The 17860-nt window shown below is 61.5% G+C and carries 18 protein-coding genes and 1 tRNA gene; 6 read left to right on the top strand and 13 right to left on the bottom strand.

The genetic code is table 11. The features are described from left to right. Positions 1 to 110: 110 nt before the first annotated feature. The 3 genes from ACTHND_RS13075 to tsaD are packed head-to-tail and all read right to left on the bottom strand — an operon-like array spanning position 111 to position 2637. On the bottom strand, positions 111 to 491 hold the full coding sequence (locus tag ACTHND_RS13075) for a hypothetical protein (RefSeq protein WP_440178390.1): 381 nt from the start codon (positions 489 to 491) through the stop codon (positions 111 to 113). Positions 492 to 502: 11 nt separating this feature from the next. Continuing rightward, on the bottom strand, positions 503 to 1510 hold the full coding sequence (locus ACTHND_RS13070; RefSeq protein ID WP_440178389.1) for an NAD(P)H-dependent glycerol-3-phosphate dehydrogenase: 1008 nt from the start codon (positions 1508 to 1510) through the stop codon (positions 503 to 505). Further along, positions 1507 to 2637, bottom strand: coding sequence for a tRNA (adenosine(37)-N6)-threonylcarbamoyltransferase complex transferase subunit TsaD (tsaD, locus tag ACTHND_RS13065; protein WP_440178388.1), 1131 nt, complete (start codon positions 2635 to 2637; stop codon positions 1507 to 1509). The genes ACTHND_RS13070 and tsaD overlap by 4 nt, the downstream gene beginning before the upstream one ends. Before the next feature lie 71 nt (positions 2638 to 2708). Here tsaD and hemC point away from each other — a divergent pair, with 71 nt between their 5' ends. The 5 genes from hemC to ACTHND_RS13040 all read left to right on the top strand — a co-directional run bounded on the left by hemC (position 2709) and on the right by ACTHND_RS13040 (position 7080). Then, positions 2709 to 3650: a hydroxymethylbilane synthase gene (hemC, locus tag ACTHND_RS13060; protein WP_440178387.1), complete on the top strand. Its 942-nt coding sequence runs from the start codon at positions 2709 to 2711 to the stop codon at positions 3648 to 3650. Between the two features lie 2 nt (positions 3651 to 3652). Continuing rightward, on the top strand, positions 3653 to 4402 hold the full coding sequence (locus ACTHND_RS13055) for a uroporphyrinogen-III synthase (RefSeq protein WP_440178386.1): 750 nt from the start codon (positions 3653 to 3655) through the stop codon (positions 4400 to 4402). A gap of 1 nt (position 4403) precedes the next feature. Further along, a complete protein-coding gene (locus ACTHND_RS13050; RefSeq protein ID WP_440178385.1) occupies positions 4404 to 5375 on the top strand; it encodes a COG4223 family protein in 972 nt (323 codons plus the stop codon). After that, entirely contained in the window at positions 5372 to 6922 is a 1551-nt protein-coding gene (locus tag ACTHND_RS13045) for a heme biosynthesis protein HemY (RefSeq protein ID WP_440178384.1), read from the top strand. The genes ACTHND_RS13050 and ACTHND_RS13045 overlap by 4 nt, the downstream gene beginning before the upstream one ends. An 82-nt stretch (positions 6923 to 7004) precedes the next feature. After that, positions 7005 to 7080 (top strand) — tRNA-Thr (locus ACTHND_RS13040). 90 nt (positions 7081 to 7170) lie between these two features. Here ACTHND_RS13040 and ACTHND_RS13035 read toward each other — a convergent pair. The 7 genes from ACTHND_RS13035 to ACTHND_RS13005 form a co-directional block, all read right to left on the bottom strand. Further along, positions 7171 to 8110 (bottom strand): IS630 family transposase gene (locus ACTHND_RS13035; RefSeq protein ID WP_440178383.1). Its coding sequence is split into 2 segments (ribosomal slippage): positions 7171 to 7776 and positions 7778 to 8110, totalling 939 coding nucleotides; the frame shifts between segments, so codons are not numbered across the junction. A gap of 187 nt (positions 8111 to 8297) precedes the next feature. After that, positions 8298 to 8585 carry a hypothetical protein gene (locus ACTHND_RS13030; protein ID WP_440178382.1) on the bottom strand — a complete coding sequence of 96 codons (288 nt, stop codon included), beginning with the start codon at positions 8583 to 8585 and terminating at the stop codon, positions 8298 to 8300. A 23-nt stretch (positions 8586 to 8608) separates the two neighbouring features. After that, positions 8609 to 9643 carry a glycoside hydrolase family 5 protein gene (locus tag ACTHND_RS13025; protein ID WP_440178381.1) on the bottom strand — a complete coding sequence of 345 codons (1035 nt, stop codon included), beginning with the start codon at positions 9641 to 9643 and terminating at the stop codon, positions 8609 to 8611. A gap of 83 nt (positions 9644 to 9726) precedes the next feature. Continuing rightward, a complete protein-coding gene (gene lpxK, locus ACTHND_RS13020) occupies positions 9727 to 10737 on the bottom strand; it encodes a tetraacyldisaccharide 4'-kinase (protein WP_440178380.1) in 1011 nt (336 codons plus the stop codon). Next, a complete protein-coding gene (locus ACTHND_RS13015; protein WP_440178379.1) occupies positions 10727 to 12016 on the bottom strand; it encodes a 3-deoxy-D-manno-octulosonic acid transferase in 1290 nt (429 codons plus the stop codon). Before ACTHND_RS13015 ends, lpxK begins: the two co-directional genes overlap by 11 nt. Further along, on the bottom strand, positions 12013 to 12741 hold the full coding sequence (locus ACTHND_RS13010) for a lysophospholipid acyltransferase family protein (protein ID WP_440178378.1): 729 nt from the start codon (positions 12739 to 12741) through the stop codon (positions 12013 to 12015). The genes ACTHND_RS13015 and ACTHND_RS13010 overlap by 4 nt, the downstream gene beginning before the upstream one ends. Next, the gene (locus tag ACTHND_RS13005) at positions 12738 to 14579 is read right to left on the bottom strand and encodes an ABC transporter ATP-binding protein (RefSeq protein ID WP_440178377.1); all 1842 of its coding nucleotides are present in this window, start codon (positions 14577 to 14579) and stop codon (positions 12738 to 12740) included. The genes ACTHND_RS13010 and ACTHND_RS13005 overlap by 4 nt, the downstream gene beginning before the upstream one ends. 138 nt (positions 14580 to 14717) lie before the next feature. On the opposite strand from ACTHND_RS13005, the gene ACTHND_RS13000 reads away from it, so the two are divergent. Then, positions 14718 to 15380: a fused DSP-PTPase phosphatase/NAD kinase-like protein gene (locus tag ACTHND_RS13000; protein WP_440178376.1), complete on the top strand. Its 663-nt coding sequence runs from the start codon at positions 14718 to 14720 to the stop codon at positions 15378 to 15380. 35 nt (positions 15381 to 15415) lie between these two features. Here ACTHND_RS13000 and ACTHND_RS12995 read toward each other — a convergent pair whose 3' ends face one another. From ACTHND_RS12995 to ACTHND_RS12985, 3 genes are read right to left on the bottom strand one after another with little or no spacing between them, the layout of a single operon-like run. Next, the gene (locus ACTHND_RS12995; protein WP_440178375.1) at positions 15416 to 15652 is read right to left on the bottom strand and encodes a DUF4170 domain-containing protein; all 237 of its coding nucleotides are present in this window, start codon (positions 15650 to 15652) and stop codon (positions 15416 to 15418) included. Positions 15653 to 15669: 17 nt separating this feature from the next. After that, a complete protein-coding gene (locus tag ACTHND_RS12990; RefSeq protein WP_440178374.1) occupies positions 15670 to 16464 on the bottom strand; it encodes an inositol monophosphatase family protein in 795 nt (264 codons plus the stop codon). Continuing rightward, the gene (locus ACTHND_RS12985) at positions 16464 to 17843 is read right to left on the bottom strand and encodes a TldD/PmbA family protein (protein ID WP_440178373.1); all 1380 of its coding nucleotides are present in this window, start codon (positions 17841 to 17843) and stop codon (positions 16464 to 16466) included. Before ACTHND_RS12985 ends, ACTHND_RS12990 begins: the two co-directional genes overlap by 1 nt. Positions 17844 to 17860 lie beyond the last annotated feature (17 nt).

Raw genomic sequence — 17860 nt, 5'->3', positions numbered from 1 at the left:
ACCACATTGACAGCGCTGTCATCACAAAATATCGCGCTGCAACATTTTGTGATCGTATACGATTGCTGGGGGTGGCGAGCCTAGGGGCTGATAAGCCTACGACATAAATCTCAAGGAGCGGATTTTACTCGTTGCGCATAAAATACGACTTCTATAGCCGTTAGAAGCGGCCATAAGACGTTGTAGGCAAGGTTGTTGTTAATCAACGCTAAAACCAAAACAGCATATTTAACGAGATCAAGTGCAATTAGCACTATGAATACTGACAATGAAAGACACTTTTTGAGAGCCAAATAGATAAAACGAAAAGTCCAGAAGAGACTAATTGCCGCAGATAACAGTCCAACAATTCCGCCAGTAAGCGTAATCCAAAAGACGATCGGGTCGTGTTTCAGGTCGTCGCCACGTATTTGAAAATAGCCAAAGGCGGTCGCAAAAGCTGCTGCAATTACGAAGAAAGAGGCGTTGATAATGAGGCTCTTATTTTTCATATAAGCTTCGTCTAAGCCCGCTCGCTTTTCAGCGGCCGCGACAGCAGCGCCTCGATGGCGCGGGAGACATCCATTTCGCCGGTCAGCACAGCATTGACGGCCTCGCAGATGGGCAGTTCGACCTTGTGCCTGCGGCCAAGATCGACCACGGCGGGCGCCGACTGGACGCCTTCCGCGACCGATACCTTGCCTTCAAGAAACTGCGCCAGGGTTTGCCCTTGGCCGAGCGCCAGGCCGACGCTCATATTGCGTGATTGCGGCGAGCTACATGTAAGCACCAGATCGCCCAGACCGCACAGGCCCGACATGGTCTCGAAGCGGGCGCCTAAAGCCATCGCCATGCGCGACATTTCGGCGAAGCCGCGGGTGATCAGGGCGGCATGGGCATTGCGGCCCAGGCCCTTGCCCTCGGCGATGCCGCAGGCGATGGCGATGACGTTCTTGATGGCGCCACCGGCCTCGGCGCCGATCAGGTCGGTAGATTGATAGGGCCGGAAGGTCGGCCCGGCCAGGGTGGCGGCAATCCGCGCGCCGAGCGCCTCATCCTCGCAGGCGATAGTCACCGCCGACGGTAGCCCCATGGCCACCTCTTTGGCGAAATTCGGCCCCGCCAGCACGCCGGCGCTGGCCTTGGGCAGGACGTCTTCCAGCACCTCGGTCATCAGGGCGTCGCTGCCACGTTCGACGCCCTTGGCGCACAGCACCACCGGCAGGCCGTCGCGCACCCAGGGCTTGAAGGCGGTCAGGGTCGCGCGCATGAACTGGGCCGGCGGCACGGCCAGAATCAGGTCGCACGCCGCCAGGTCGGCGAAGTCGCTGGTGGCGGTAATATCGGCCGACAGCTTGACCCCGCCGAGATAGAGACTGTTTTCGTGTTGCGCATTGATCGAGGCGACCACCTCGGCCTCGCGGGCATGGAGGATGACAGTGTTGCCGCCGAGTGTCGCCACCTGCGCCAGCGCCGTGCCCCAGGCGCCCGCGCCGATCACGCCTACCTTTTCAAAGGTTTGTATCGTCACGCCTTCGCTCCCTTGCGGCCGGGATATTTATGGATCGGCGCATTGGCGGCGCTCGTCTCATCGAGCGGCCAGCGCGGCCGCGCGATGGTGCTCATGCCCGTCTCTATGTCGGGGAGCGCACCCTTGCCCAGCTTTACATAATGTTCAAGCCCCGCCAGGGCGATCATGGCGGCATTATCGGTGCAGTATTTCAGCGGCGGGGCCTTTAGTGAGAAGCCGTTCTTTTCCGCTGTGGCCGTCAGAGCCGCGCGCAGGGCCTGGTTGGCCGCCACGCCGCCGGCCACCACAAAAGCGGGTGTTTCAACGTCATTATCCGCCTTGAACAGCTTCATGGCCCGGTCGGAACGCTCCACCAGTTGCCGGGCAATCGCTGCCTGCACACCGGCGCAGAGATCGGCGCGGTCCTGTTCGGTCTTGACCTCGGCATGGGCGATCAGGGCGGCAGCGGTCTTTAGGCCGGAGAAGGAGAAATCACAATCCTTGCGACCCAGCAGGGCACGCGGCAGGGTAAAGCGTGTCGCATCGCCGGTCCTGGCGCAGGCTTCCAATGCGGGGCCACCGGGATAACCAAGGCCCAGCACCTTGGCTATCTTGTCGAAGGCTTCGCCCGCTGCGTCATCGATCGTGGTGCCGAGGCGCTCGTAATCGCCGACACCTTTGACGCTCAGAAGCTGGCAGTGACCGCCGGAAATCAGCAGAAGCAAAAACGGAAATTGCACATCCTCGGTAAGGCGGGCGGAAAGGGCATGGCCTTCCAGGTGGTTGATGCCAATCAGCGGCAAATCGCGCGCCAGGGCAAAGCCCTTGGCGAAGGAAAGCCCCACCATTACCCCACCGATCAGGCCGGGACCGGAAGTGGCCGCCACCAGATCAAGCGCAGGATCACCGGCCTCTGCCAGCGCCTGCCGCGCCAGGTCGTCGATGGTTTCTACATGGCTGCGCGCGGCGATTTCCGGCACCACGCCGCCGAATGCCTTGTGCTGCATCACCTGACTGTGGATCACCGATGACAGCACTTGTGTGCCCCCCGCATCACGGCGCACCACCGCCACGGCGGTTTCGTCGCAGCTAGATTCGATGCCTAAAACGGTGAGGGTGTGTGTCATGGGGCTTCTACATCCCGTCATATGGTCGCCCGTCAAGTACTTTGCCAAGTCTTTTGCATTGATCCTGCATGACAAAGTGCTAGTGAAGGCGCATGAGCAAGCTGAAAATCGGTACACGCGGATCGAAACTGGCCCTGACCCAATGCGGCTGGGTGCAGCGGCAGATCGTGGCCCTGATGGGCGAAGATCCTGAAAACGCCAGTGACATCGCGCCCCTGACCATCATCACCACCCAGGGCGACCGCATTCAGGATCGCAGACTGATCGAGGCGGGCGGCAAACAGCTTTTCACCAAGGAAATCGAGGACGCCCTGCTGCGTGGCGATATAGATGTCGCCGTCCATTCGCTGAAGGATATGCCGGCCGCCGATATTCCCGGTCTCAGTCTTTGCGCCATACCGGTGCGCGAAGACCCGCGCGATGCCTTTATCAGCCTGAAATATGAAACCGTCGAAGACATGCCCGCCGGCGCCCGACTCGGCACGGCCAGCCTGCGGCGTCAGGCGCAGATGCTCAGCCTGCGGCCCGATCTGGAAATTGTGATGATCCGCGGCAATGTCGATACCCGTCTGGCCAAGCTGACTGCCGGCGACTGTGACGCCATGCTGCTGGCGGCGGCGGGTCTGAACCGCATGGGGCTGTCGCACCATATCCGCTCCTTTATTGACGCCGATATCCATGCCTCCGCCCCCGGCCAGGGCGCGCTGGCCGTGCAGTGCCGCTCCGATGACCTCGGCGCCGAATGGATGCGCAAGCTGCATCACGAACCGACCTTCCTTGCCGTTCAGGCTGAACGCGGCGCGCTGGAAGCGCTGGAAGCCTCCTGCCGCACAGCGGTGGGCGCCTATGCGATGATCGATGGCGATACCCTGTCGCTGTTCGTCGAGGCCCTGAGCGCCGATGGCCGTACCCGCTGGCAGAGGCGGGAAACCCTGGCCCATCCGAATGCCCTCAGCGCCCGCAATCTCGGCCTGCGGCTCGGCGTCGAGATCAAGGTCGAGGCCGGGCCTGATCTGATTCAGATCGGCGGCTAGGGATGACGGATCGCGCGCCTCTCGTCTGGGTTACGCGCACCACCGAAGGCGCCCGCCGGACCGCCCGCGCGGTCGAAGCTTTGGGATATCACACCCTTGTCGCGCCGGTGCTGAAGATTCAGGCGCTGAAGCCGATCATCGATCCGCACAGTTTCGATGCGGTTATCTTCACCAGTCGCAATGGCCTGAACGCTTTCTCAGCCCTGTGCAGCCGCCGCGCGCTGACGGCCTGGTGCGTGGGGGACGCCACCGCCCAGGCGGCACGCGAAAAGGGCTTTCAGCCAGTTATCAGCGCCGGCGCCGACGGCAAGGCGCTCGTCGAATTGATTCGCCAGACTGCCGATCGCCACAGCCGTCTTTTCTATGCCGCGCCGGCCGAGCCGGCGGCAGCCCTCGGCAAGGCCCTGCGCGCCGATGGCTTTCAGGTTAGCGAGGCGGCGGTTTACAAAACGCAAGGCGTGGTGCCGCGCCTGAATCCGTCTGATCTGCCGCGCATCCGCCACATCCTGGTGCAATCGCCCAAGGCCGGCCGCGCCATCGCCGAGGCCGTGATGGCCTGGCACGATAAACTTTGCTTTCCCAATCTCCGCTTTATCTGTATTTCTGAAGCGGCATGGCAGGGCGTGGAAGCGGGTTTGCGCCAAAGCACGGCACCGGAAATCAGGCAGGCTGTGGCTGCGGGCCTGGACCGGCGCATTGCCGAGACGCCCGATGAAGCCGCCATGCTGAGACTGTTAGAGACGGACGGATGATATGAGCGACCCGCTAAATACCAGCGACATCAATGCCGAGGGCCAGGCCATAGAGACTCAAGATTGGGCCGATCCGAAGACCACCAATATCGCACGTCTGATGGCTTTTTTCATCCTGCCATCCGTGTTCGTCCTGATCGCCATTTTTGCCGTCTTCTGGGGGCTGACGCACCAGAAAAAGCCGACCGTCGCCACCACCGCGCCGGTGCCGGCCGTCAGCGCCCCGGCCGTGGCTACCGACAAGGATGCCCAGATTGCGCAACTGCAAGGCCAGCTTCTGGCCCTGCAAAGCCAGCTTCATCCGGTTGAAGGCGCTCCTGCGGCTCCGGCGCAACCCTATTATGCGCCAGACCCTACAGCCTTGGCGCAACTATCCGCGCGTCTCGATCGCGTCGAGGCCGCCCAGCGCGAACTGGTCAAGGCCACGGCCGCCGCCTATGCCGCGCGCAGCCTGCAATTGGCGGCGCAGGATGAAAAGCCTTTCCTGTCCGAACTGGCCGTGGCCGAGCCGGCGCTGAACGATCCGGCCGTGGCCGCCACCTTGCGACCTTATGCCGAAAAGGGTGTGCCGAGCGCGGTGGCCCTGGCCGTCACCTTCCCCTCTGTCGCCGCCCGCGCCAATATCGCCGCCCATGCTGATGACGGCAAGACTGGCCTCTTCGACAAGATTCGCCACGCGCTCGGGGGCTTCATCTCGGTGCGGCGCATCGGCAATCCGGGCGGGCAGGGCGCGGAAGCCATACTCGAACGCGCTGAAATCCGGCTGAACAGCGGCGATCTCAAAGGCGCCGTCGCCTATCTCGATACGCTTTCACCTGCAGCGCAAAAGGCCCTGTCTCCCTGGCTGGAGGAGGCGCGCGCCCGTGTGCTGGTCGATGACACCACACGCCGCCTTTCGGAAACCGCGCTCAACCGTCTGAGCCAGATGACCGCCAGCTCGTCGGCGCCGCTGACCAATGGGGGCGTCCTGTGACCCGGACCGTTCTTATCCTGCTGGGTATCATTGCCCTGGTGGCCCTGGCCATTGCCGGTATCGGCGATGCCGGTCAGGCGTCGCTCGTCTGGCTCGGTTATCGCATCGATACATCGGCGTCGGCGGCCATTATCATCGTCGGCGTCATGGCCTTCTGCGCCGTCAGCTTCTGGAACATCGCCCTGTGGCTGTCGCGCTCGCCACAGCGCGCCGAACGCGCCCGCGCCCGTGCCCGCCGCAAACAGGGTGACGAGACCCTCACGCGCGGCTTCCTGGCCGTGGCCAATGGTGATGGCGCCGAGGCCCGCCGTCAGGCCGCCAAGGCGCTTGACGTCTGCGATAATGTCGCGCTCGTCCGCATCCTGACCGCCATGGCCGCCGAACAGTCCGGCGACGACGCGGCGACCAAAACGGCCTATTCCGCCATGCTGAATGTGCCTGAACTGAAGCTGGCCGGCCTCAAGGGCCTTATGCAACTGGCAAAAGGCCAGGGCGAAAAGACAGAAGCGATCCGTTTGGCCACCGAAGCCTACAACCAGTCAAAACCGGCCATGTGGGCTTTTGAGACTCTGTTCGAGGCCCGTCTCGAAGCCGGCGAGTGGGCTGAAGCGCTCGATCTGATCGATGGCGCCCTGAACCGTAAGCTGATATCGCCGATCTTCTCCGAGCGTGCCAAGGCATCGCTGATGGCCGCCTCTGCCGCGCGGCTTGAAACCTCTGACGACGCCCAGATGCGCGACCAGGCGCTCGATTACGCCCTGCGCGCGGCCAAGCTGCAACCGGCCTTCACGCCGGCGGCGATCATCGCCGCGCGCCTGCTGAACAGGGCGAAAAAAGTGGGCCGCGCCGAGGATGTGCTGGAAGCGGCCTGGGGCGCCCAGCCGCATCCGGCCATCTGGCTGACCTACCGCGACCTCGTTTCCAGCGAGACGCCGAAGGAACGCGCCCGCCGCCTGCAGGGGCTGATCGACCGCAACAAGAGCCACCGCGAAAGCCGGATGCTGCAACTGGAACGCGCCCTGCTGGCCGGATCGAAACCCGACATCACCACCGCCATGGCGGTCCTGGCCGATGACGCCACGGAAGACAAGCTGACCAAGCGCGTAAGCGGCCTGATGTCGCGTGGAGCTCAAGCCCTGGGCGACCTCGATGGGGCCCGTACCTGGGTGGCGCAGGCGGCCCTGGCCAAGGGCGAGCCTGAGTGGTCGGATATCGATGCCGAGGGCAATGCGTTTGCCTATAGCGCCTCGGACTGGAGCGATCTCATCCTGACCTTTGCCCGCAACGCCACCCTGGCCCATCCGCGTTATGAACGCGGTGAAAAAGGCCTGCCGGAAGTGCCGGACCTGTCGTCGCGCTATGTGCCGTCCATGCCGTTCATCAAGGCGGCGCGCAAAACGGCGGGTGGCAAGATCAGCCCGATTCCGCAACCGGATGATCCGGGCGATTACGATACGGCGATTACCGGCCAGGATTTGGATGTGATTGCGGTGCCGCAGGTCAAGACGGCTCGCCCGCGCCGCACATCGCCGCGCACAAAGAAATAGCTTTTAGGCTCTTGGCAAGCCGCCAAGACCTGTGTAATGAACGCGCCTGCTCGCAGGCCACGCGCCGCGACGCTGTTTCCGGGCCGCTTTAGCTCAGCCGGTAGAGCACCTCATTCGTAATGAGGGGGTCAGGTGTTCGAGTCACCTAAGCGGCACCACTACCTCGTTCGCCAAAGTCCGCGAATGTTTGAAAAATTCAATAAAATCTGCCAATTTAGACGCTAGATGGCCACTAGAGCGTTATGACTTTAAGTGGAAGCATAGCCTGAGTTCCTGAAGTAGTTTGCGCATTCGTCTGGAGGAAATCGATCAATGAGTTTTCCGATCTTCCTCCAGACGGTTTCTTTGGTTCGCTCCGCCGCCTTCCTCATGAGATGTTTGAGCTTGGAGAAGACCTGTTCGATCGGGTTGAGATCGGGGCTGTACGGGGGCAGGAAAAGCAACCGTGCGCCGGCTCTGCGGATAGCTTTACGAGCGGCTTTAGCCTTGTGGCTTGAGAGGTTGTCGAGGATGACGATGTCGCCCGGCTTGAGCACGGGCACCAGGCACTGTTCTACGTAATCGACGAAGCCCCGGCCATTGATCGGGCCGTCGAAGACACATGGCGCATCTATCCGATCACAGCGTAAGGCCGCGATAAAGGTCATGGTCTGCCAGTGCCCGAATGGGGCTTTGGCCCTTAACCGTTGTCCCTTCCGACACCAGCCGCGCAGGGGTGACATGTTGGTTTTGGCCCATGTTTCATCAATGAAGACAAGGCGACTTGGATCAAGACGCCCCTGATACATCTTCCACTGCTGGCGTCGGCGCTGAACCAGAGGGCGATCCTGTTCGCTGGGCAGAACGCTTTTTTTTGAAGCTCAAGCCTTCGTCATGCACGAAGGTCCATACCGTATGATAGTCGACCTTCACGCCGCGCTCCGCGAGTTCATGCACCAGGCCCCAAAGCGTGAAGTCACGCTGCGCACGTTCAAGAAGCCAGTCGCGGTTCGCGCCGCTCAAAATCCGTGGCCTATGCCCGCCCATCTGACCCGGTGAAACACTCCCAGTCTCTCGAAAGCGTTGCCACCACTTCGCGACACTCGACGGGGCAATGCCCAGCGCCTCGCCAACTGAACGCGTTGTTTCTCCCGCCTGAACACGCGCTACCGCGCGCTCACGCAGGTCCATGGACAAAGGACGACCCATCACTGCCTCCAGCAAAAAACGGCTGAAGGTAGTGAATCAAAATATCGCTGATTTGGGAATCCCGATTCAGCTAAAACTCATACCGCTCTAGTGCGTCGGCATCGCTTGCAGGTACAAGTGTACCTGCGGCGCTAACCTCCTGCTACTCGCCTCAAAGCTCTGGCCTAAAGGCGGGTGAGCTAAAAGGTCAGCCTTCGATCATGTAAGTGAACGGCTTACCGCGCGATTCAGGTTCCCAGCCATAGGCGATGGCCTTGCCGATCTGGATGGCGACGTCGCGCTTGTCGACCTTCGGGCGCTGGGCATGGCGGCTGGGCTTCGGGAACGGATATTCCAGCAGCAGCACCTTCTGCGGATTTTCGGCGTGCTGCACCGAAATGCACAGCCCCTTGGCGCCATCCACCGAAGCCCATTGCGGCTCCCGGTGGATGTGCCAGCGGTAAGAGACACCGTCCACCAGGGCGACGTCTTCCATTTGTCGTTTCGCTTTCGCGACCATTATTTACCCTTGGGTATGAGAGCATCCAGAATCGGCTTCACCCATACCTTCTTTTCGGCGTCATAAACACCAAAACCGCCGTCCCAGTACCAATAGGCTGTGGCAAATCCATGCTTGTGGGCCGACTCCGATACGGTTCGCGTCCACAGGGCGCGGTCCTCCAGCTTGCCGAATTTGTCGTAGGCGCCGAATTCGCCCAGGAAAATGGGCCGGTTCGACGCCTTTGACCATTCCGCAACCTTGTCGAAATCAGCATTGATGGCCGCCACCTCCTCCGGCTTGCCCTGCCAGCGAATGCCGCTGAGCTTTTGGGTTTCGGGATCGGCCCATGAGGCGCCCTGATGGGTGAAGTGGAACGGATCGTAATAGTGGAAGGTCACGATGATATGCCGGTCATTTTCCGGCAGTTGCAGCAGGACCAGGTCGTTGCGACTGTTCCAGTGCGTCGGGCCAATGATGACATTGCGCTCCGGATTGGTCTCGCGCACAATCGCCAGCAGATCGACCAGCCAGGAATTCCAGATCTTGTCATCCACCTGCCCATTCGGCTCATTAAGCAGTTCGAAGATCACGCTGTTGGGGGCGGACTTGAAATGCTCGGACAACTCATACCAGACATTGCTCAGGCTGGTGGCGCAGGCATCGGCATCCTTGGCGCAGGTCTCGAAATCATGTTCATCGAGAATGACGGTCAGGCCATTGGCCAGGGCCGCATCGACCACCTGATCGATGCGCTTGAAATAGGCGGCATCCAGGTGGCCGTCCTTGTCCAGATGCTTGAAAGTGAACAGGGGAATGCGCACGGTCGAAAAACCAGCCGCGCGGATCTTGTCGAAATCACTGAGGCTGAATTTTGTTTCACCGCCATCCCACCACGCATCGTAACCGCCGATGACATTGATGCCGGCGCCCATTTTCGCCACCTGCGCTTCGGGCGTGAGCGGTTGAAATGGCGTCTGCGCTTTTGCGGGTGAAACCATCAACCCTGCGCACAAGGCCAAAGCCAGGGCCGTGCCTGCCAGTTTACTGAACACTCTATCTCCTCCGACCAAATTGTTTATTTGGCATTATGTTATTATTTTCGTCATTCTAAGCGCAATTGACGATGGAAGGCAAGTCAGCCCTGCCGCGCCCGGATCAGGGCCAGCAGGCCGGCAGTGTCATCGAAGCTTGCGGTAATCGGCAGGCAGGCGATGCGTGCGCGCCAGGCCGGATCAAGCTTGATCCAGTCCTTTTGCGTGGTGATCAGTTGGGCGCCAGACGCCAAAGCCCTTGCCGTCAGCGTTTGCAGTTCGGCGGTAGTGAGGGCGGCGTGATCCGGAAAGCCCTCGAAACCGGCGATATCATAGCCTGCGCTGCGCAGGGTGGTCTCGAACTTCCATGGCTTGGCGATGCCGGCAAAGCCATAGACCGGCGCAGAAATAGCCGGGGCCTGGGCCTGGAGCCGGGCTATAAAGACCGGCTTATCGCCCAGCAGCGTCATCAGGTCCGGATCGGGTTGGGCCTCTTCGTCCGGCACCCACAACACAAAGATATCGGCGCGCGCCAGGCCCTGTTTGAGTGGCTCGCGCATCGGGCCATAGGGACATACGCCGCCATCACCGAACGGCCAGGCGCCGTTGCGCGTATCGCCATCGATGACGAGGATATGCAGGTCCTTGGCGATTTTCAGGTTCTGATGGGCGTCGTCGACGATGACGATCTTTGGCTTCGGCGCCTTGCGGTGCTTCTCGATCAGGCGCAGGCCGGCGGCGCGGTCGCGGGCGATGACGAAGGGATGGTCCTGCGCCAGCATCAGGGGTTCGTCACCGACTTCGGCGGCCGTATGTGTGTGCGGATCAATATTGATCGGGCCGGGGAGGCTGCCGCCATGACCGCGCGACAGACCGACGGCTTCGGGCGCCAGCAGGCCGAGCAGGGCGCCGGTGATCGGTGTCTTGCCGGAACCGCCGAGCGTCAGGTTGCCGACGCTGATAACGTACAGCGAGGAGCGGTAGGGGCGGGCATTGGCGGCCTTGAACGCATTGACCGCAAGCCAAACCAGCGACGGCGGCCACAACAGGAAACGCCACCACGGCGCGCCGGCGGCGTATCGCTTATACCACCAGTCGGGGGTCTTAATCGCCATGGGCGCTTTTCGCGGCTTTCGGCGGCAGCAATGGTTCGAGCGCTGCCCAGACAACATCGAGCGTGTCGGCTTCCTTGCGGCTGACCTCCAGGGCACGTTTGTCGGTGGCCTTCACGACTTCGGGATGCTGGCGAAGCTGGCTCAGCAGAAAGCCCAGTTCGGCCGTGCCCTTGACGCGGAAACCGGCGTCGGCATCGAGCAGGTCGGCATAGATGCCCGCCCAATTGCTGATATCCGGGCCGGTAATGACGCATTTACCGAGGCGCGCGGCTTCAAGCGGATTGTGGCCGCCAATATCCTCCAGGAAGCTGCCGCCCATGAGGGTGATACCGGCGACCGAGAAGAACAGGCCGAGTTCGCCCAGGGTATCAGCGAGATAGACATGGGTCTGGCTGGTAATCGGCTCGTTTTTCGAACGCTGCGCCACCTTCAGGCCCATCGCCTGGAGATCAAGCCGGATTTCGCCGGCGCGGATCGGATGGCGCGGGGCCAGGATCAGCAGGTCGCCGCCCCAGAGGGCCGGTTCCAGCGCCTTGGCGATCAGGCTGTCCTCGCCATAATGGGTGCTGGCGGCAAAATAGACGAACTGTTTGCCGATCTGCTTTTTCAGCTCTGCCAGGGCCTTGGGATCGACCGGCGGCGCGGTGCCGAGGGTCTTCAGATTGGCGCGCGGCCCCGGCGTGATGCCCATAGCCTTCAGGCGATCCTCGCTGGCCTTGTCCTGCGCCATGACCAGTGTATAGCCCGTCAGAAGCGAACGCATGGCGCCCTTGAAACGCTGCCAGCCCCTGTAGGTCTTTTCAGTGATGCGGGCACTTAGCAGGACGTGCGGCGTGCCGCGCCGGGTCAGTTCACGCAACTGGGTGGGCCAGATATCGCTTTCGATGAAAACCGCCAGGTCCGGGCGCCAGTGATCGAGGAAGGCGGTGACTGCCTGGGGGGTATCGAGCGGCGCGTACTGGTGGATCACGCCCTTGGGCAGGCGCCTGGCCAGGATATCCGCCGAGGTGGTGGTGGCCGAGGTGATCAGGATATTAAGGTCCGGCCGCTCGACCGACAGGGCTACGATGACCGGCAGGACGGACAGGCTTTCGCCGACGCTGACGCCATGAAACCAGACGAGTTGGCCCTCCGGGCGGGGGCGATCGGTCTGGCCCAGCTTTTCGCGCCAGCGTGCGGCATCTTCCTTGCCGCGCTGGACACGCCTTTGCAGCAGACCCGGTGCGATGACGTGCGCCGCGCCCATCAACCGTTGATAGAGGGATAAGGACAGGCTCATGATGCCCCCTGCGGGACAAGACCGAGTATTTCATCGGCACGGTCGGTCACCGCGGTCAGGGCTTGCTCGGCCTTGAGGCGCAGGGCTTCCATCTCCATTTCATCGGTATCGGCCGGAATGGCGGGCAGTACGCCCCAGACCATGGCACCGCGTGAGAAGGGCAGGGGAATGCGCATCCGGTCCCAGGTCTTGAATTCCATGTAGTTCTTTGTCGATTGTCCGAGCACGACCAGCGGTGCGCCGGACATCTGCGACAGCTTGAGCGAACCTTCGGTCATCACCCGCGCCGGGCCACGCGGACCATCGGGCGTCATGGCGACGCAGCGACCGCCAGTCTCCCGGTCGCCCCTGATCCAGCGGATCAGTTCGCGGAAGGCCTGGGCGCCGCCCTTCTGCTTGGTCGGATCGGACTTCTTGGCCGAGGAACCGCGAATCGAATGGTAGCCGAAGCGGGTATTGATCTTCATGCTGACCTCGCCGCTTTTCGACATCGAGGCCAGCACACAAACCGGCTGACCGCGATCGCGTGGCCACGACGCATGGCCCAGATGCAGTCGGCCATGCCAGAACATCAGCACGACCGGCCCCTTGCCGTCCCAGATGGCTTCAAGCGGGGCCTGATTTTCTATGGTCCAGCGCGTTGTTCGGTAACAGAATTTCAGATAGCCGACGAGCGTACCGGCGATCAGATCCTGCATGAAGGGCGACTGGAGGATATCCTTCATTGCGCGGCCTCCGCGCCATTATACGTTAACTCAGGAGTGCCGAACTGGGTGGCGGCCAGGCTGGCATAGAGGCCGTTGGCCCGGATCAACTGGTCGTGCGTGCCGCGCTCGACGATTTGCCCCTGATCCAGCACCAGAATCTGGCTGGCGTGGCGAATAGTGGAGAGACGATGGGCGATCATGAAGGTGGTGCGCCCTTTCATCAGGCGTTCCAGCGCGTCCTGCACCTTGATCTCGGACTGGGTATCAAGCGCCGAGGTGGCCTCATCGAGCAGCAGGAGCGGGGCGTCCTTCAGAAAGGCACGTGCAATGGCGATACGCTGTTTCTGGCCACCGGAAAGCCGCGAACCGGCTTCGCCGACGCGGGTGTCATAGCCCTGAGGCAGGGCGGTGATAAAGTCATCGGCGGCGGCGTCCCTGGCGGCCTGTTCGATCTGCTCAGGCGTGGCGTGGGGATTGCCATAGGCGATATTGGCGCGGATGGTATCATCGAACAGGAACGGGTCTTGCGTCACCAGGGCGATGCGGCTGCGCAAGGATGTGATCGACAGATCGCGGTGGCTGAGGTCATCAAAACGGATATCCCCGCCGGTCAGGTCATAGAAGCGCGGCAGCAGATTTAGCAATGTTGATTTCCCGGAACCGGAAGGCCCGACCAGGGCGATGCTTTCTCCGGCTCTGGCGGTGAAACTGACATCCCGTAGCACGGCCGCTTCACCATAGGTAAAGCCGGCACGATCAAAGGTGATGGTCTTGAAATCGCGGCCCAAAGGTTTGGCATTGGTGGCATCGACGATTTCCGGTTCGATATCGAGCGCGGCGAACAGGCGGCGGGCAGCGGTCAGCCCTTGCGTAAAGGTGCCTTGCAGTCCGGCCAGTTGGCGCAGGGCCTGGCTGGCGGTGCCCAGTGCGGCGACATAGGCGAACAGGCCGGCGACGGTCAGATGCCCGGCCTGGGCGCGCCAGCCGGCAAAGGCCAGCAGACCTGCCAGCAGGAAAGCGGTCAGGACTTCGGTGGCCGGGGCGGCCATCGAGCGGGCATTGGCGCTCTTGATCAGGAAGCGCTGGCGGCGATTGATGACTTCGCCGACGCGCGCCTCTTCAGCGGCTTCCTGATTGGTGATTTTGACGATCTTGACGCCATCCAGGCTTTCCATGACGGCGGTGGAAAGCGATGAGGTCTCGGCCATGGCGCCCTGGGCGGCCTTGCGAGTGGCTTTCAGATACTTGCCCATGACCGCGCCGATAACGGGGCCTGCCACCAGCACCAGCAGGGTCATCGACCAGTCGGTCCAGACCATGAAGGCGAGATTGCCGATGACAAGCAAAAGCGCCTGGATATATTGCACCAGCCCGGTCGAGGCGGCATCGCGCACCTGATCTGCATCATAAAGAACCGACGATAAGTACTGGCCGGAATGGGCTTTTTGCAGGTGACCGAGATCGGCGCGGACGAGGCGGGAGAACAGTTGCTCCTGGATGCGGCCGACCAGTTGATTGCCAACACGGTTCAGCGTCGTGGTCAGGCCGCGCTGGCCGGCAAAACGCAGCAGGCCGAAGACGATAATCACGGCGGGCACGGAAACCAGCGGATGCGCAGTGATCCATGCCGGCAGATGCGGCGTGATGCGATCGTCGGCGCTGTTGGCGTGAAACAGCAGATTGATGGCCGGATCGAGCCAGCCGACGACCACGGTCGTGGTCACCGCCACGAGTACGGCGCAGGCGATGGCGAATGACAATAGACCCTTTTGCGGCGCCAGATATTGCGACCAGACACGGGCGACGAGCGCGGAAGTGCGCATTTCAGTCGCGGCGGTGATCGGGTTGTCAGTCATGTTCGTCTGGAAAAAGCTTTGTGAGCGATTATATAGGCTTATGCGTGATTTCTTCAAACCTGTCGCCTGTTTATGTGTTATTTGCAGTGCGAATCCACAGTCGAGGCGTTCTTGAAGCTGCTCCCTAAAAAATCGCATGTGAAGCCGTTTCCGACGGATACCAAGTGGGGGCTGTTCACCACCTACCTGCATTATCTGTGGGCTGACCACGCCTACCTGCGAATCGGCTTCACCAATGCCCACTGGATCGGGCCGGACATGGTGCGCACCAACCAGCCCTGGCCGTTCCAACTGGCGTGGTGGAAAAAGCAGGGGGTGAAGACTGTTATCAACCTGCGTGGCGGGAAGGGATCGTTCTATTATCTTGAAAAACAAGCTTGCGAGAAACTGGGGCTCAAGCTGGAGGATTTCGGCCTGACCTCGCGCAGCCTGCCGACGGCAGCGGAGTTCCGTGAGGCGAAGGCGCTGTTCGATCGCATCGAATATCCGGCCCTGCTGCACTGCAAGTCGGGCGCCGATCGCGCCGGCATGATGAGCGTGCTCTACCGTCATTTTCACCTGGGCCATTCGATCCGCGATTCAGCGAAGGAACTGGGCCTGCGCACCTTGCACATGAAGGCTGGCCATACCGGCGTGCTCGACTATGTGTTCGAGGTTTACCTGCGCGATATAGAGCCGCAGGGCATCAGCTTCTGGGACTGGACGCAAGGCCCTGACTACGATCCAAACAAGTTGAAAGCCACCTTCAAGGCCAGTTGGTGGGGCACCCTGCTAACCGATAAGTTATTGAAACGGGAATAGAAAAGCCGCCGGATGATCCGGCGGCTTTTCTATATTTAATGGCTGTGATCGTCGGTCGACGGATCGATCAGTTTGTGGGCGTGGATCACGAAGTAACGCATCAGGGCGTTATCAACGGTTGATTGCGCCTTGGAACGCCAGGCCAGGACGGCTTCGGCATTGTTCGGATAGGCGCCGACAAACTCGATCTTTTTCAGATCCTTGAAGGTGGTGCCGTTAAGGTCGGTCAGTTCGCCGCCGATGACGAGATGGAGGAGTTGCTTGTCGCTCATATTCTTACTCTTTGATATTAAAGCTGTTCCAGGTGAGCACACCGCCGGATGATTTCATCGAAAAGCGGCGCGCCCGCGCAGATCAGGCTGGGTTTGAGGCTGTCTATAGCATTGAATCCATAAGGATTGCCTAAATGGTCCGAAACCACTGCGCCGGCTTCCTGGGCAATCAGGGTGGCGGCGGCCACGTCCCAGTCACGCTTGGGCGTCAGGGCCAGGGTGAAATCGGCCTTTCCGGCGGCGACGCTGACCATGCGATAGGCCACGGACGGCCGTGAATGCACGCTGAGGCGCGGCCAGGGCAGGGGCCAGATGTCCCTGCCGAACAGGCGGGCATCGCCCAGAACCTCGGCGTCTTCCAGGGTGTCGCGCCGGCTGGCATAAATCTGCTCGCCGTTGAGCCAGGCGCCTTCACCGAAGGCGGCCGCGTACATTTCATTCGAGTCGGGCGCGTACACGGCGGCGGCCACCGGCTGGTTGGCTTCGATGACGGCCAGGGCGATGGTCCAGTAGGGGCTGCCCTTTGAGAGGCCCATCGTGCCGTCGATCGGATCGAGCACGAAGGTGCGCAAGGAGGTCAGACGCTCGGCATTATCGGCCTCTTCCTCGCTTTGCCAGCCATAGTCGGGGCGGGCGGCGAGCAGGGCTTCCTTCAGCCACAGATTCACCTCGGTATCGGCATTGGTAACGATAGAACCGTCGGACTTGTAGCTGGTTTTCAGACCGTTTGTCTTGAGATGCTGGGCGAGCGCGCCGGCGCGACGAACCTTGTCGATGATCAGTTCAAGGTCTGTCGCGTGGTCATCGCGCATTATTTGCCCCCGACGCTCAAAGACTCGACGAGCAGGCTCGGCGTATCGAGCGTACCCTTGATTTCCAGATCAGAGGCGGGCACGAGGCGGCTATAGATATCGATCAGGTTGCCCGCCACGGTGATTTCATTGACCGGATAGGCGATGACGCCGTTCTCGAACCAGAAACCGGAGGCGCCGGCCGACCAGTCGCCTGTGTCGTTATTGACGCTGGGGCCGAACATAGATGTAACGATGACGCCTTTTCCGGCCGAGGCCATCAAGCCTTCGGGCGTTTCCGTACCGGCGCTGAGCGTGACGTTGTGCGTCGAAACGCCCGGCGCATTGGCTAGGCTGCGCGAGGCATGACCGGTGGAGGTCATGCCGAGTTGCTTCGCCGCGGAACTGTTGAGCAGCCAGCCGTCGAGCACGCCATCACGGATAATGGCGCGTTCGCAGACGGCCACGCCTTCATCGTCAAACAGGCAGGAGCTGAGGCCGCGCACTCGCAAGGGGTTATCGATGATTTGCACGGACGAATCGAACAGTTGCTGGCCAAGCCTGTCCTTCAGGAAGCTGGAGCCGCGCGCGATCATGGAACCGGAAATGGCGCCGATGAACTGGCTGATCAGCGACTTGGCGATGCGCTTGTCGAAAATGACCGTGGCTTTTTGGGTCTCGATTTTGCGGGCGCCAAGCGCCGCCAGAGCGCGCTCGGCGGCAATACGGCCGGTTTCGGTTACGTCCGGCAGGTCCGAGGCAAAGCGCACGCTGCGGCCTTCGCCATCGCGCTCCATATTGCCGTGGATGTCGGTGGCGATATAGCGGCCCGATTGGAAGAACAGGCTGGTCTGGTGGTGGCCGCGGAAGCCATCCGAGGTCAGCATCGACCACTGGTTCTGGACATAGCCCGTGCTGGCGGCATCGCTCTGAAGGGCATCGTTGCCAATTGACAAGCCGGCGGCTTCGATATCGAGCGCGCGCTGTTGCAGGCTTTCGGCGCTGAGATGCGTGTCGTCGAAAAGCTGGAGATCGACGGGTTCGCCTTTATACAGCAGGGTTGGATCAGCGAGGCCGGCATAGGCATCATCCGGCGCCAGTTTCGCCATGGCGACGGCCCGTTCCACCAGACGGTCCAGAGTCGCTTGTGAAAACTCGGAAACCGAAACCACCGCCTGTTTTTGACCGACGAAGACGCGCAGGCCGAGGTCGCTGTTTTCATCGCGCTCGACGGTTTCGACCGCGCCCTTGCGTACACCGACCGACAGCGAGCGGCTTTCGGCGAAGACGGCTTCGCACGCATCGGCGCCGGCCTTGCGGGCGGCCGTCAACAGGTTTTCGAGGCGCTCGAACCGGGTGTCTGCCGAAGCGTTTGGGGTATCGTTTCGCGTTTGCAACATGAAAATTCTATAGGCCC

This window comes from Asticcacaulis sp. (assembly GCF_051954415.1).
Lineage (GTDB): Bacteria > Pseudomonadota > Alphaproteobacteria > Caulobacterales > Caulobacteraceae > Asticcacaulis.
Note: the sequence above shows the minus strand (reverse complement) of the source record. Positions and strands in the feature narration are given on the sequence as shown.

Excerpts from the sequence above, each read along its gene's own strand:
- lpxK (WP_440178380.1), bottom strand. The coding sequence starts at position 10,737 with ATGGCGATTAAGACCCCCGACTGGTGGTATAAGCGATACGCCGCCGGC.
- ACTHND_RS13075 (WP_440178390.1), bottom strand. The coding sequence starts at position 491 with ATGAAAAATAAGAGCCTCATTATCAACGCCTCTTTCTTCGTAATTGCA.
- ACTHND_RS12985 (WP_440178373.1), bottom strand. The coding sequence starts at position 17,843 with ATGTTGCAAACGCGAAACGATACCCCAAACGCTTCGGCAGACACCCGG.
- ACTHND_RS13050 (WP_440178385.1), top strand. The coding sequence starts at position 4,404 with ATGAGCGACCCGCTAAATACCAGCGACATCAATGCCGAGGGCCAGGCC.
- ACTHND_RS13005 (WP_440178377.1), bottom strand. The coding sequence starts at position 14,579 with ATGACTGACAACCCGATCACCGCCGCGACTGAAATGCGCACTTCCGCG.
- tsaD (WP_440178388.1), bottom strand. The coding sequence starts at position 2,637 with ATGACGGGATGTAGAAGCCCCATGACACACACCCTCACCGTTTTAGGC.
- ACTHND_RS13010 (WP_440178378.1), bottom strand. The coding sequence starts at position 12,741 with ATGAAGGATATCCTCCAGTCGCCCTTCATGCAGGATCTGATCGCCGGT.
- hemC (WP_440178387.1), top strand. The coding sequence starts at position 2,709 with ATGAGCAAGCTGAAAATCGGTACACGCGGATCGAAACTGGCCCTGACC.
- ACTHND_RS13055 (WP_440178386.1), top strand. The coding sequence starts at position 3,653 with ATGACGGATCGCGCGCCTCTCGTCTGGGTTACGCGCACCACCGAAGGC.
- ACTHND_RS12995 (WP_440178375.1), bottom strand. The coding sequence starts at position 15,652 with ATGAGCGACAAGCAACTCCTCCATCTCGTCATCGGCGGCGAACTGACC.
- ACTHND_RS13015 (WP_440178379.1), bottom strand. The coding sequence starts at position 12,016 with ATGAGCCTGTCCTTATCCCTCTATCAACGGTTGATGGGCGCGGCGCAC.
- ACTHND_RS12990 (WP_440178374.1), bottom strand. The coding sequence starts at position 16,464 with ATGCGCGATGACCACGCGACAGACCTTGAACTGATCATCGACAAGGTT.
- ACTHND_RS13030 (WP_440178382.1), bottom strand. The coding sequence starts at position 8,585 with ATGGAAGACGTCGCCCTGGTGGACGGTGTCTCTTACCGCTGGCACATC.